Origin of the sequence: Dokdonia ponticola, assembly GCF_042653865.1 — a bacterium.
GTDB lineage: Bacteria > Bacteroidota > Bacteroidia > Flavobacteriales > Flavobacteriaceae > Dokdonia > Dokdonia ponticola.
In genome coordinates, this window is record NZ_JBHSFV010000001.1 from 92957 (window position 1) to 105737 (window position 12781).

Annotated in this window: 12 protein-coding genes; 8 read left to right on the top strand and 4 right to left on the bottom strand. The window is 36.2% G+C overall.

What is annotated here, in order from left to right; genetic code table 11:
- Window positions 1-61 precede the first annotated feature (61 nt).
- Window positions 62-1138 (bottom strand): methyltransferase, encoded by a 1077-nt coding sequence (locus ACFO3O_RS00385; protein ID WP_379976533.1) that lies wholly within the window; start codon window positions 1136-1138, stop codon window positions 62-64.
- 684 nt (window positions 1139-1822) lie between these two features.
- On the opposite strand from ACFO3O_RS00385, the gene ACFO3O_RS00390 reads away from it, so the two are divergent.
- From ACFO3O_RS00390 to ACFO3O_RS00400, 3 genes are all read left to right on the top strand, one after another.
- Window positions 1823-3040 carry a bifunctional alpha/beta hydrolase/OsmC family protein gene (locus ACFO3O_RS00390; protein WP_379976534.1) on the top strand — a complete coding sequence of 406 codons (1218 nt, stop codon included), beginning with the start codon at window positions 1823-1825 and terminating at the stop codon, window positions 3038-3040.
- A gap of 619 nt (window positions 3041-3659) precedes the next feature.
- Window positions 3660-3908, top strand: coding sequence for a GlsB/YeaQ/YmgE family stress response membrane protein (locus tag ACFO3O_RS00395; protein WP_379976535.1), 249 nt, complete (start codon window positions 3660-3662; stop codon window positions 3906-3908).
- A gap of 665 nt (window positions 3909-4573) precedes the next feature.
- Window positions 4574-5683, top strand: a complete 1110-nt coding sequence (locus ACFO3O_RS00400; RefSeq protein WP_379976536.1) for a hypothetical protein — start codon at window positions 4574-4576, stop codon at window positions 5681-5683.
- Between the two features lie 13 nt (window positions 5684-5696).
- Here the strand turns inward: ACFO3O_RS00400 and ACFO3O_RS00405 are convergent, their stop codons facing one another.
- Together ACFO3O_RS00405 and ACFO3O_RS00410 are read right to left on the bottom strand one after the other, a co-directional pair.
- Window positions 5697-6116 carry a hypothetical protein gene (locus ACFO3O_RS00405; protein WP_379976537.1) on the bottom strand — a complete coding sequence of 140 codons (420 nt, stop codon included), beginning with the start codon at window positions 6114-6116 and terminating at the stop codon, window positions 5697-5699.
- Window positions 6103-6687, bottom strand: a complete 585-nt coding sequence (locus ACFO3O_RS00410) for an RNA polymerase sigma factor (RefSeq protein ID WP_379976538.1) — start codon at window positions 6685-6687, stop codon at window positions 6103-6105. The genes ACFO3O_RS00405 and ACFO3O_RS00410 overlap by 14 nt, the downstream gene beginning before the upstream one ends.
- A 263-nt stretch (window positions 6688-6950) precedes the next feature.
- On the opposite strand from ACFO3O_RS00410, the gene ACFO3O_RS00415 reads away from it, so the two are divergent.
- Together ACFO3O_RS00415 and ACFO3O_RS00420 are read left to right on the top strand one after the other, a co-directional pair.
- Window positions 6951-7331, top strand: a complete 381-nt coding sequence (locus ACFO3O_RS00415) for a hypothetical protein (RefSeq protein WP_379976539.1) — start codon at window positions 6951-6953, stop codon at window positions 7329-7331.
- Between the two features lie 322 nt (window positions 7332-7653).
- Window positions 7654-7992: a DUF6249 domain-containing protein gene (locus tag ACFO3O_RS00420; RefSeq protein WP_379976540.1), complete on the top strand. Its 339-nt coding sequence runs from the start codon at window positions 7654-7656 to the stop codon at window positions 7990-7992.
- A gap of 130 nt (window positions 7993-8122) precedes the next feature.
- Here ACFO3O_RS00420 and ACFO3O_RS00425 read toward each other — a convergent pair whose 3' ends face one another.
- Complete coding sequence (locus ACFO3O_RS00425) at window positions 8123-10318, bottom strand: RecQ family ATP-dependent DNA helicase (protein ID WP_379977224.1); 2196 nt, start codon at window positions 10316-10318, stop codon at window positions 8123-8125.
- An 82-nt stretch (window positions 10319-10400) separates the two neighbouring features.
- Here ACFO3O_RS00425 and ACFO3O_RS00430 point away from each other — a divergent pair, with 82 nt between their 5' ends.
- The 3 genes from ACFO3O_RS00430 (at window position 10401) to ACFO3O_RS00440 (ending at window position 12760) form a co-directional block, all read left to right on the top strand.
- A complete protein-coding gene (locus ACFO3O_RS00430) occupies window positions 10401-11369 on the top strand; it encodes a KpsF/GutQ family sugar-phosphate isomerase (protein WP_379976541.1) in 969 nt (322 codons plus the stop codon).
- Window positions 11369-12211: a twin-arginine translocase subunit TatC gene (gene tatC, locus ACFO3O_RS00435; protein ID WP_379976542.1), complete on the top strand. Its 843-nt coding sequence runs from the start codon at window positions 11369-11371 to the stop codon at window positions 12209-12211. The genes ACFO3O_RS00430 and tatC overlap by 1 nt, the downstream gene beginning before the upstream one ends.
- A gap of 198 nt (window positions 12212-12409) precedes the next feature.
- Complete coding sequence (locus ACFO3O_RS00440; protein WP_379977225.1) at window positions 12410-12760, top strand: carboxymuconolactone decarboxylase family protein; 351 nt, start codon at window positions 12410-12412, stop codon at window positions 12758-12760.
- Window positions 12761-12781: the final 21 nt, after the last annotated feature.

Consider the following 12781-nt stretch of genomic DNA (forward strand, 5'->3'; position numbering starts at 1 on the left):
TCTGGACATAAGACCGCTACGCTATAAGACGTAAGACTAATCAACTCCTTAACTCATCGACTCACAAACTCACTTTATGCATCAACACCCAAAGTTCTACTTCTTCAGAACCTCTCCAATACTGATCACGTTTGGTATGGGTAGAGGCTTCTTTAACCCGTTTTTTAAAGCAACGTTCTAACCGAAAACGCTCTCCTAGAGAGAGTTCTTTTTCTATAGGATGTGCTGTTTTAAAATGAGTAATCTGTGCGAGATTAGAGAACAAAATCACTAATTGCCCGTCGGGGAGTAAGTGTTTTTTTGCTTCCGCGAAAAAGTCTGGAAACAGGTGTTCGTTATAATACATGGCTTCGTCGTGATGATCGTTTTCATTGGTTTCTGGCAGCCAAGGCGGATTGAAAATAATCAGTTCGGTAGGTGCATCAAACTTACCGAAAAGTGGCGCGTAGTCAAGTTCTATTTTACGGGAGAGTACCGTATCTCCCATAAATGCTGTCAATCCCACAATGGCATTAGGATTACTATCAGTGCCATATACTTTTTGGAATCCGTATTTAAGAAGTTGAAATGTAAGAATCCCACTCCCTACGCCAACATCTATCGCTGTTTTTTTGAGTCCTTCATAGCGTTTTAACCAATTATCAAAAAGAGTTACATGATCAAAACGTGTGGGAAAATAGGTGCCATAATACGGATGGACTTTATTGCGTAATGCAGGAACAGAAATACCCTGGGTGTACCATTGCCACGAACTATTAAGTCCTTGTACTTGCGGAAAAGACAATACAAATTTTCCCATTTCTGGATATAATTTTTCTAACCAACCAATCGCTGGTGCTTTTTTTACCGTCACTTTATGATCCTCAATTTCAAGGAGGATACGATTGGATAATTGATGATACGCTGCCCGATAGGCACGTTGTTCTTGAAAAGATTCGTTCGCTATTTTTTTATCCAAGTATGTTTTTAATGCTTTGAGCAACACTAAACCAGTACTGTAAACATCTTTAATAATGATATAGTTACCTGCTTCTAGGGTGTTGATTGCCTCTTTTACATCATCCCCTTTTTCAAATGTAGAGACTCCTTGTGAAACGGTAATGGGTGCTGGTCTGTTAATTTCTATTTCTGTACTCATATTTTTTGTTTGTTGAGAGGGCTTATACCTTCTGTGTTATGGGTTATCTTGGGTTTTGCGTGAGGGATTGTAGTGAAAATCCCACAGCATTCTCCCGATGTAATAGGGAGATATGCGAGGAATTGTAGCGAAAAGCCCGACCCAGATGCTGAACTTGTTTCAGCATCTGGGTCACGCCCACATACGGAAAAGCCACTACTGCCCTATCTTCTTTGTATTGTTCTATACCGCATGTGTTTTTTTTAAATAGCACATGCACTTGCACTAAAACGATTTACAGTCTAATGACTTCTGATAACCGCAGGTAACATAAAAAATTGAATGAATAGTATTCTAACAATCAGGCATTACATTGCTTGCTAGCGTTTTATGGATTAAAAACTTTAAAAGAGGCTCTTATCTATTTACTAAGGTCGTGTGAAGAGATAACAAACAGTACTATATCCATAATACTTGATGAAAGATACACTATTAAACTGGGATTATGTATTAGATGCTGGTAATCTGCTTTAAGAAGCCATAAACATACGATGTAAGCGAGAAATTTTAGAGTTTCATTTTCTATTTTTTCGCTTAAAGCGAAAAGACAGCCTGATAAAAAATAAGATTATTTGTACCTTGACAACTTATAAAGGTTAGGTCTCAAAAGAGTTTCCGACCTAACGTGTAATTAAAAAACATTGTATGAAATCTCGTAAATTATCGTTTACCAATGCCGAAGGAAAAGCTTTGTCTGCACGGTTGGATTTTCCAGCCAATCAAGACCCTCATAATTTTGCCATTTTTGCGCATTGTTTTACGTGTAGTAAAGATTTTAGTGCGGTACGTAATGTAAGTCGGGCGCTAGCATCAGAAGGATTTGGCGTCTTACGATTTGATTTTATGGGATTGGGAGATAGTGACGGTGATTTTGCAGATACTAATTTTTCTAGTAACGTCACAGACCTCATCAGCGCAGCCGATTTCCTTACGAAGGAATTTAAAGCCCCCACGCTTATTGTTGGGCATTCATTAGGAGGTGCTGCTGCGATTTTTGCGGGAGGCAAAATTGAGAGTATCCAAGCCGTAGCAACCATAGGCGCTCCCAGTAATCCGAAGCATGTACAAAAACAGTTAGGGCATCAGCTAGAAGTTATTAAAGAAAATGGAGAGGCTAATGTAGTGCTTGCAGGACGTGATTTTACATTTAAAAAACAATTTATAGACGATCTCGAAACTAGTTCTTGTGTCGAAGCAGCGCGTCACTTAAACAAAGCATTATTGATTTTACACTCCCCACAAGATGCCACTGTTTCTATAAAAAATGCAGAAGAAATCTATCATGCGGCACATCACCCTAAAAGTTTTGTAACTTTAGACGGCTCTGAACACTTATTAATTGATAAGAAAAATGCATCCTACGTTGGTAAAATTGTAGCAGGATGGGCAGCTCGTTACCTACCAGAACCCGAAATAGAAACGATAAACACTACGCACCAAGTGGCTGCTAGCCTTGATGATGAAGATGGATATACCACGCAGCTTAAACTAGGAAATCATTACCTAAAAGCTGATGAGCCTGCAAGTGTGGGTGGTAATGATTATGGCCCCACTCCCTATGAACTTGTTGCTGCGGGACTTTCGGCATGTACAGCGATGACCATACAAATGTATGTACGACGTAAGGGTTGGAAAATAGACAACGTAGAGGTGCACACAAGCTACTCAAAATCCTATCCAAAAGATTGTGAAGCATGTGAAGATGATCCTACCGCAAAAATTGATACGTTTACACGAGTCATTAAACTGACCGCAGAGGGACTAGATGAAAAACAAAAAGCACGTATCCTGCAAATAGCAGATAAATGTCCCGTGCATAAAACACTACATAGTGCCACACAAATAATTAGCTCTTTAAACTAGTTTTGAAGCGATACAGTAAAAAGCGCATGTTATACCATTTACCAATTAAATTTACTGTAATAAAATACCCTTTTTTCCTTTCTATTTCACAAGAAAAAAGAAACCGTAGCTTAGGCTATGCTTTAGTTTTCTTTCTCATATAAAGAAAAAAATCATCCTTTTCTTTTCCAGTAAATTCAATTAATAACTGGTATTATTCTGTGACATGTGCTTTTTTATGTTAAGAAATCGCTATAAAACCATATCTAGGCTGATATTGTTATACAAAACTGGTATAATACCATTCATTTCCTGGCAATACATAACACCTAATTTCTGTATGTATACTCGAAATTGATGGGGTTATATAAAACAATTCAGGTACGAGTAGGTATCTTAAAAAAGGTAAAATTAAATAAAAGTTTCAAAAAAATCTATTACATTGGTTGTATATTAATACCATTTACCAATTGAATTTACAGTAATAAAACACCCTTTTTTCTTTTCTATTTCACAAGAAAAAAGAAACCGTAGCTTAGGCTATGCTTTAGTTTTCTTTCTCATATAAAGAAAAAAATCATCGTTTTCTTTTCCAGTAAATTCAATTAATAACTGGTATAACAACTAAAAAATCAAAAACATGGGATTAATCGCAACACTTATTATTGGAGCATTAGCTGGTTGGCTTGGCAGTAAAATATACAAAGGCAGCGGGTTAGGTATTATTGGTAACATTATCATCGGGATTGTCGGTAGTTTTGTTGGTACTTGGGTATTAGGAAAAATCGGGGTTAATCTTGGCGCTGGTTGGATTGGAGCAATACTTACAGGAGCGATAGGAGCTATCATTATTTTGTTCTTATTTAATCTGATCTTTAAAAAGAAATAAATACACATCAAACTAAAAGCACGTATCCCTATTATGATACGTGCTTTTTAGTTGTATTCTATCTATTGTAATAAACAAATAGAACATGCTTAAATCTACAAGGTATTATAAAACAGTTAAGGGTTACTTCAAGCTTCATGTTTGTTTCTCTTTATATAAAACCAAAAACATCTTGATAATCTTCGTTTAGCATATTATCTACACTATTATTAAAATCTAACAATCTGTAAGCCTGATCATCCTGAGACGTATTCTCTTAAAGATGGTAGATTTCCTGATGTGCCTTATGGTATTATATCTTCCAACTCCCATTGAACCTGTTGTAGAGACTTTTTAAAAACTGTAAAATTTTAAATATTCTAACCATTTGAGAATATGTTCTCCTCTCAAGGTTAAGGAAAAGACATATTCGGATTAAAAAGATCTACTCGTAGTGGGTAAGATTTTTATGAATAAAAAACACCCTCTTTACGGAAACCCGTAATCTTATTTCAAATCATTTACAGATATTGCGATTTCAAATTAAAAGGTTAGTTAATTTTTTAAAATGACATGATAAAAGTGCTTGCCTAGGGGAAGGGTGGGCGCTTTTTTTTGTTTACACCCCGTATCATAATTCATCGATTTTAACGTTAGTACTACTATACAAACTTAGCCATCATTCCATGTATAAATACGTATACGCAGTCCTATGTCTCTTTTGTAGTATCTACAGCAATGCTCAAACAAGGAATTTTCCAAAATTTCCTAACCCACAAAATGACTTCTACAAACTTCTGGAAGAAGATAAAATACTGAATCCTGTATATTTAAAAGGGGCTGTTAGAGATGTAAATCGGACGCATACACTACATATATCTCCTGATAATGAAGAAGAATATATGACCAACTATTTTTATCGTTTAAACAGAGCTAAAGAAATCACAGAATATATTACTAATGATCGGTACGATAATACTACGATTGCGTATTTGAACAAAGCATTACAACCAGCGATTCAACATGACACCATTATCAAAGAAGATGACTTTGAAACCTATCGCTATCAAAAAGGAAAACTCACACAATATATGGCGTACGATACCTATGGAATGATTACAGATAGTATTGTTTATACGTATAAAAATGATCAATTACTCACACGTACACACTATAGCTCTGAAATTTTTATCGATATAGCGTTTTCAGATAATGGAGATGTTGAACAATCTATTTTATATGCAGACTTAGAGATCTATGCATATGATAAAGCAACGTATACTGAAAAAGGACAGATAAAAGCATTAACTCAATATAAGTTTATAGAAGGGGATGATTATGTAGATACCTATAATTATAGATACTCCTATGATGCTAAAGGACGTTTTGAACGTATGAAGATGATTTCTAATCAGTATGTACCCACTCGTGAAAACTTAAAAAAAGGTCCAGAAAAATGGAAGTTTGAGAAGAATAAAATGATAGAAGGTACATATCTAGAAATAACAATCAATACTACGTACGATACAAAGAATCGTATCCTAACTTACCTAAAAACAGATTCTCAAAAGAATAAAGAATTTTATAACATTTCCTACGGTGAGGACTATAATAAAGTTATAGTTGTTGACAGAGATGATTACAATACTTATAATAACACTTCAATCCACAGAGATCTCGTGTATGAATATAGCTATGACATGTATCACAACCCTACCGAGATTACATCCTATATTGTTGTTGATGGGAAGAAAATATTAGATAAATCGACGCGCTTACAAATTTCCTATTACTAGAACGTTTATGAGATCACGAATACTTTCGTTTTAAGATGACAATCTCTATCAATAAAAAACTAACAAGGATTAAGGCTCCATACACAAAGGGACTACTTGTAGCTAAAGAAACCTCCAAACTAGGCAAATTCCAAGTAGGTATATTCCAGCTTCCTACTGTATCAAAAGAATGCTTCAAAACACCTGAAACTGTTGTAAAGCCTATGTTGCTGAAGCTTACATATCCAATTAAAAGCACAAAAATAGTCGCTAGAAGTGCCCATACCCTTCGTGAGATAAGTGGTTGATATACTATCGTGGTTTGAGAAACTTGCGTCGCCTGAATTTTAGACATAAGTGTTTGAGTAAAATCGGCAGAAGGGGATTTTACCGCTGTTTTTTGCATCGCTTCAGAGATGACCTTGTCTAATTGTTGTTCCTTAGTTTCTTTCATAACGCGCTACTATATCTTTAGGTAATTGTGATGCCATAATCGTATATAATTTCTTTCGACTCCGAAAAATCTTCACTTTTACATTATTTTTTGTCATTCCCGTGAGCTCAGCAATCTCTTCTAGTGTTTGCTCTTCAAGATAATACAAAGTCACCAAAAACGCCTCTTCTTCCCGCAATTGCTGGATACAATGTTCCAACTGTCCTTTTAATTCGTCTGCTTCGATAGCCTCAAGAATACTGGCGGTTTTCTCCTCTGTGATCTCTTCCTGTATCTCAGAAGCATAGTGGGTAATCTGTTTCCGCTTTCGCGAAAGCATATCCAGACACCTATGATACGTAATACTATATAACCACGTACTGAACTTAGAATTTCCTTTATACGTATTCAATTTTTGAAATGCTTTTAGAAATACATCTTGTGCAATTTCTTCGGCATCTTCGGTGGTTTTCATCATCCGGAAGCTCAGTGTATAGACCATATGTTTATACCGATCGACTAGCACGGCAAAGGCATTTACCTCACCTTCCAGTGTTTTGGTTATAAAAATGTGATCGTCTTGATGGGTCATGATATGGGTAAGACTGCTTTACAGGAGATATGGTTACAGTATTTGTGATAAAAGTTAGTGAAAAAGAATTTAGACCGCTGTGCTTCTTGACTATTATTACCTCCCAAGAAGGCGTTGTGCTGAGTTTATCAAAGTAAGCGGCTAGGAAGGTGTGAAATTATGTAATCAAAACTTTATAGAATATAGATCGTTGCGCTAGAGGCATATATTATCTATTACTAATCAATATGTAACAATGTTTAAATATAAACTACTAATCAATTATGAATACAAAATTATTAATGACCACAAGTGCTATATTTTTGGCAATTAGTGGAATACTTCTTTCTTTTTTACCAAATGAAATAGCAAACTATTTAAATATTGAAGCTAATATCATTACGATACTCTTCTTGAATATATTAAGTGCGTTGTACTTGGGTTTTGGTATTTTAAATTGGATGGCAAAAGGAACGCTCATTGGAGGAATTTACAATAGACCTATTGCTATAGGAAACTTAATGCACTTTGGAGTTGGCGCTATTGCTTTGATTAAAGTTATTTCTAGTATTCAAACACATACAGGAGTTGTTATTGTTCTTACAGCTATCTATCTGATTTTCGCAATACTTTTTGCTTATGTCTTTAGGACGAGCCCTGCCTAATTAAATCTATTGTTAAGAAATTCACTATAAACAATTTTAAATTTTAAACAATCTGTAATGAATATTTAAAACTAATACCTCCTCAATTCCCTCCTTCAAAGGAATCTTATTCTTCGTATCTTATATATCTTTTTTAAAACTCATAAACTCATAAACTCATAAACTCATAAACTCATAAACTCATAAACTCATAAACACCTCGACTCCTAGACTATTTTTTTTCGCGCAAATAAAAAAAACACCCTATTCTGTAACCGTTTCTAAAATCCTCCCGTCCTATGGACAAATCAATAAGTAATAATCAATTAAAAAATCAACAATTATGGGAGGAGAAATTATCATATTCATCTGTATTTTTGCCGCTATCTTCGGGATTGCGTACTTACATTATTCAACACGTAACAAAGAACGTCTAGCACTTATCGAAAAAGGAATGGATGCAGGCATCTTTAAACAAACTAGAGAAACGGCACCTATTTGGAAAGTACTCATCTTAAATCTTGCTTTATTATTGATGGGAATTGGTCTTGGAATTTTAGTCGCATTAATGCTTGAAGAGGCGGTAGGGTATAAAGATGCCTTATATCCAGGGGTGATCTTCCTAATGGCAGGAACGGGGCTTTTAACGGGGTTTTTCTTAACAAGAAAATTAGTAAAGTAACCGCATAACACATTGCTTATAAAATCAGCCGAGCATTTTACATACTCGGCTGATTTTTTATATGCTTTCGCGAAAGCGTATTATTGAAAGTCCGCAACCTCAACAATCTTTCTTACAAAAGACTAGGGTATTAATTTGCTACTTCACTAATAAATTTGATCCGATATAAACGTAATTCTTCATCATCATATTCGCCATCAAACTCTTCGAGTGCTGCTTCAATTCCATCGGTTTCAGACTCCATAAAATACTCATGAAGTTCTTCTTGCTGGTCTTCATCCAGTAAATCATCAATCCAATAGGAGATATTCAATTTTGTCCCACTGTATACAATCGCTTCCATTTCCTTGATAAAATCTGTCATAGATTTCCCTTTGGCTGCAGCAATATCATCAAGAGGTAACTTACGATCTACGTTTTGAATAATATATAATTTGAGTCCGCTATTAGCACCCGTACTTTTTACAATAAGATCATCAGGGCGTAAAATATCATTGTCTTTTACATACTGATTGATAAGCGTTATAAAGTCTTTTCCGTACTTTTTTGCTTTGCCGTCTCCTACACCATGCACAGAAGAAAGTTCCTCAATAGTCATAGGATATTTAATCGCCATATCATCGATAGACGGATCTTGAAAAACAATATAAGGAGGTACATTCAGTTTCTTAGACACCTTTTTCCGAAGGTCTTTAAGCATGGCCACCAGCTTCTTATCTGCACCACCAGATTTGGCAGCAGCTACAATTTGATTATTGGTATTTTCGTCATACGTATGATCATCTGTCATCATAAACGAAACTGGAGCATCAATATAGTCAAGTCCTTTCTTTGTAATTTTAATCACGCCGTAGGTTTCAATATCTTTTGAGATATATCCTGCTACAAGCGCCTGACGTAGTAAGGCATGCCAGTAGGTTTTCTCACGCTCATTGCCACAACCAAAAAACGGCTGCAAATGTGTCTTGTGAGACGTAATAATCGCATTTTCTTTCCCTAGCATGGTAAAGACTAATTCCTTACTCTTATATATTTGATTGGTATCTCGTATGACTTTGAGTATTTTAACCAATGCATCTTTTGCTTCGTGTTTTTTCTTAGGATACCGCATATTATCATCAAGCATTCCCCCTTCTCCTGTCTCATTGTCAAAGGCCTCCCCAAAGTAATGCAAGATAAATTTACGCCGTGACATACTCGTCTCTGCATAGGCCACCACTTCTTGAAGCAGTGCCTGTCCTATCTCCTGCTCTGCCACAGGTTTTCCGCTCATAAACTTTTCAAGCTTTTCTATATCCTTATATGAATAGAATGCCAAACAATGTCCCTCTCCTCCATCACGACCTGCACGACCCGTTTCTTGATAATAACTTTCAATACTTTTGGGGATATCATGATGAATCACAAAACGCACGTCAGGTTTGTCAATTCCCATTCCAAAAGCAATGGTAGCAACGACGACATCAGTATCTTCCATTAAAAACATATCCTGATGTTTTACTCGTGTTTTTGCGTCGAGTCCCGCATGATAAGGCACTGCTTTTAGTCCATTTACCTGTAAGGTTTGTGCAAGTTCTTCTACACGCTTTCGCGAAAGACAATAAATAATGCCACTTTTTCCCTCGTTCTGTTTTACAAATCGAATGATATCGGCATCGACATCCTTAGTTTTAGGACGTATTTCATAATACAAATTAGGTCTATTAAAAGACGCTTTGAATGTGTTTGCATTGGTAACCCCTAAATTTTTAAGAATATCTTCCTGTACTTTAGGAGTGGCTGTTGCAGTCACCGCTATAATAGGAATATTATCGCCAATTCTTTTAAGAATACTTCGAAGATTTCGGTATTCTGGTCTAAAATCGTGTCCCCACTCAGAAATACAATGAGCTTCATCGATTGCTAGAAAAGAGATCGGAACTGATCGTAAAAACTCTACATTCTCTTCTTTGGTTAACGACTCTGGAGCCACATATAAAAGTTTGGTTACTCCTCGCGAAATATCCTCCTTCACTGTTTTAATTTCTCCTTTTGTTAATGAGGAGTTTAAAACATGGGCGATTCCATTTTCTTGGGAGATCCCTCGTAATGCATCTACTTGATTCTTCATTAAGGCGATCAATGGAGAAACCACAATCGCGGTACCTTCATGTAGTAAAGCTGGTAGCTGATAACAAAGTGATTTCCCACCTCCCGTGGGCATGATCACAAATGTGTGTTCACCCCCAACGATGCTTTTAATAACTTCTTCTTGAAGTCCCTTAAACTGTGAGAAACCAAAATATTTTTTAAGTGCTGCGTGTAAGTCTAATTGCTCAGTATTCATGTATTCTTCTGCATTTTTGCATACCTTTGTATTACATAAATATAGTGATTTCCCTACGGTATACAAACTCATTAAAAACTAAATGTTAAATATAACAAAGCAGATCATTGCTAGCGCACAGAAAACCATAGCTATAGAGCAGAAAGCTATTGCTCATCTTGAAACATTAATAGACGAAGAATTTGCTCAAGCGGTTTCTGTGATTTATGAGTCGTTAGGGCGTGTGATTATTACAGGTATAGGCAAAAGTGCCATTATCGCACAGAAAATTGTTGCCACCTTAAATAGTACAGGTACTCCTGCTATATTTATGCACGCCGCCGATGCCATTCACGGAGATTTAGGAACCATATTACAAGACGATACGGTGATCTGTATTTCTAAAAGTGGAAATACACCAGAAATTAAAGTATTGGTGCCTCTTATCAAAAAAACAAAGAATCCACTCATTGCGATTACGTCCAACAGAGATTCCTTTTTAGGAACTCAAGCCGACTATGTATTGCATGCCTATGTAGAAGTAGAAGCCTGTCCTAATAATCTTGCCCCTACCACAAGTACAACGGCTCAATTGGTGATTGGTGATGCAGTGGCTGTCGCATTACTAGACTTAAGAGGGTTTTCTGATAAAGATTTTGCAAAATACCACCCTGGGGGTGCTCTTGGAAAAAAACTCTACTTACGGGTGAGTGATATTACCCAAATGAATGAGAAACCTCAAGTCGCTCCTGAAGCAAGTATCAAGGAAGTCATTGTAGAAATATCTGCCAAGCGACTAGGTGTCACTGCCGTAATTAAGGATGAAAAAATTATAGGTATTATAACCGACGGAGATTTACGAAGAATGCTCTCTAAAAATGATACCTTCCAAGGACTGACCGCACAAGATATTATGAGCGCGTCCCCAAAAACAGTCGCTACTGATGAGATGGCTGTCACTGCCAAGCGCATGTTGGAAGAAAATGGGATTAGTCAGTTGCTAGCAACAGATCAAGGAAAATATAGTGGTGTCGTACACATACACGATTTAATAAAAGAAGGAATTATATAATGGCTGCAAAAAAAACCAAGACCCCACAAGCTGAGATGTCTTTCCTAGATCACCTAGAGGAATTACGTTGGCATTTGATACGATCTACACTGGCTGTTGTGATTATAGCTACTGTGGCTTTTATTTTTATAGATTTTTTATTCGAAGTTATCATTTTAGGCCCTTCCTATCCTGAATTTGTTTCCTATGATATCCTTTGTAGAATATCCAATCTAGTGGGTATGGAGAAAGGATGTATTGGAGAGGGAGATTTAGATTTTATTATCCAAAGTCGTAAAGTAGGTGCACAATTTAATACAGCCATCTGGACCTCTATTACTACAGGTATCGTTGTGGGCTTCCCTTATATATTATATGAATTTTGGAAATTTATTTCCCCTGGATTATATGATAATGAGCGTAAGAGCTCCAAAGGTTTTATCATTATCGCTTCTTTATTATTCTTTATGGGTGCCTTTTTCGGTTACTATGTGATTGCACCTTTATCTATAAATTTCTTATCTGGATTTAAAGTTGCAGAAACTATTCAGAATGAATTTGATATTGATTCGTATGTAGGTTTAATGAGAGCCTCTGTATTGGCGGCAGGTATCATCTTTGAACTCCCAATTATCATGTACTTCTTGACAAAAATTGGGTTAGTCACACCACAGTTTCTGAGAAAAAATCGCAAATATGCGCTGGTTATTGTGTTGATTCTCTCGGCGATTATTACCCCTCCAGATATTTCGACGCAAGTCATTGTAGCAGTACCTATCTTAATTTTATACGAAGTAAGTATTATCATAAGTCGTATTGTTTTAAAACGAGAAGAAAAGAGATTAAAGAAACAAATGGCGTAACTGAACTGTGAAAGTCGAAAGAAGAAATACGAAGAGTGTACTGAATTCACTGTAAGTATAAAAAAAATAAGATCCCTAGCAGAATTTATGTTGAGTGATACATTAAAAAACTAGGGTAGAATTAAAGATAAACTTAATATAATGAGATCCCCATCCCTGCCTACCACAGGGAGGTTCACGGGGATGAAAGTAAATATTATGAGCCAGAAAATAGAAGAATTCAATGCGTATCGTACCCGTATGAACGAGATGATACTTGGTGATAACAATAAAGTTATCAAACGTATTTATAATCTAGACACCAATACCTACACGGCAGGTGCATTGGATGTAAAAACCAAAGAACTCTTAGGCCTAGTCGCCTCTGCAGTGTTGCGTTGTGACGATTGTATTAAATACCATCTGGAAACAGCCTACAAAGAAGGCGTTACTACTGAAGAAATGATGGAGACCATGAGTATTGCCACCCTCGTAGGAGGCACAATCGTAATCCCTCATCTACGTAGAGCGAGAGAGTTTTGGCACGAATTAGAAACCCAAAATATTTAAACGACTAGCGTTAATAGACTC

Excerpts from the sequence above, each read along its gene's own strand:
- ACFO3O_RS00440 (WP_379977225.1), top strand. The coding sequence starts at position 12,410 with ATGAGCCAGAAAATAGAAGAATTCAATGCGTATCGTACCCGTATGAAC.
- ACFO3O_RS00425 (WP_379977224.1), bottom strand. The coding sequence starts at position 10,318 with ATGAATACTGAGCAATTAGACTTACACGCAGCACTTAAAAAATATTTT.
- ACFO3O_RS00395 (WP_379976535.1), top strand. The coding sequence starts at position 3,660 with ATGGGATTAATCGCAACACTTATTATTGGAGCATTAGCTGGTTGGCTT.
- ACFO3O_RS00400 (WP_379976536.1), top strand. The coding sequence starts at position 4,574 with ATGTATAAATACGTATACGCAGTCCTATGTCTCTTTTGTAGTATCTAC.
- ACFO3O_RS00420 (WP_379976540.1), top strand. The coding sequence starts at position 7,654 with ATGGGAGGAGAAATTATCATATTCATCTGTATTTTTGCCGCTATCTTC.
- ACFO3O_RS00410 (WP_379976538.1), bottom strand. The coding sequence starts at position 6,687 with ATGACCCATCAAGACGATCACATTTTTATAACCAAAACACTGGAAGGT.
- ACFO3O_RS00390 (WP_379976534.1), top strand. The coding sequence starts at position 1,823 with ATGAAATCTCGTAAATTATCGTTTACCAATGCCGAAGGAAAAGCTTTG.
- ACFO3O_RS00385 (WP_379976533.1), bottom strand. The coding sequence starts at position 1,138 with ATGAGTACAGAAATAGAAATTAACAGACCAGCACCCATTACCGTTTCA.
- ACFO3O_RS00405 (WP_379976537.1), bottom strand. The coding sequence starts at position 6,116 with ATGAAAGAAACTAAGGAACAACAATTAGACAAGGTCATCTCTGAAGCG.
- tatC (WP_379976542.1), top strand. The coding sequence starts at position 11,369 with ATGGCTGCAAAAAAAACCAAGACCCCACAAGCTGAGATGTCTTTCCTA.
- ACFO3O_RS00415 (WP_379976539.1), top strand. The coding sequence starts at position 6,951 with ATGAATACAAAATTATTAATGACCACAAGTGCTATATTTTTGGCAATT.
- ACFO3O_RS00430 (WP_379976541.1), top strand. The coding sequence starts at position 10,401 with ATGTTAAATATAACAAAGCAGATCATTGCTAGCGCACAGAAAACCATA.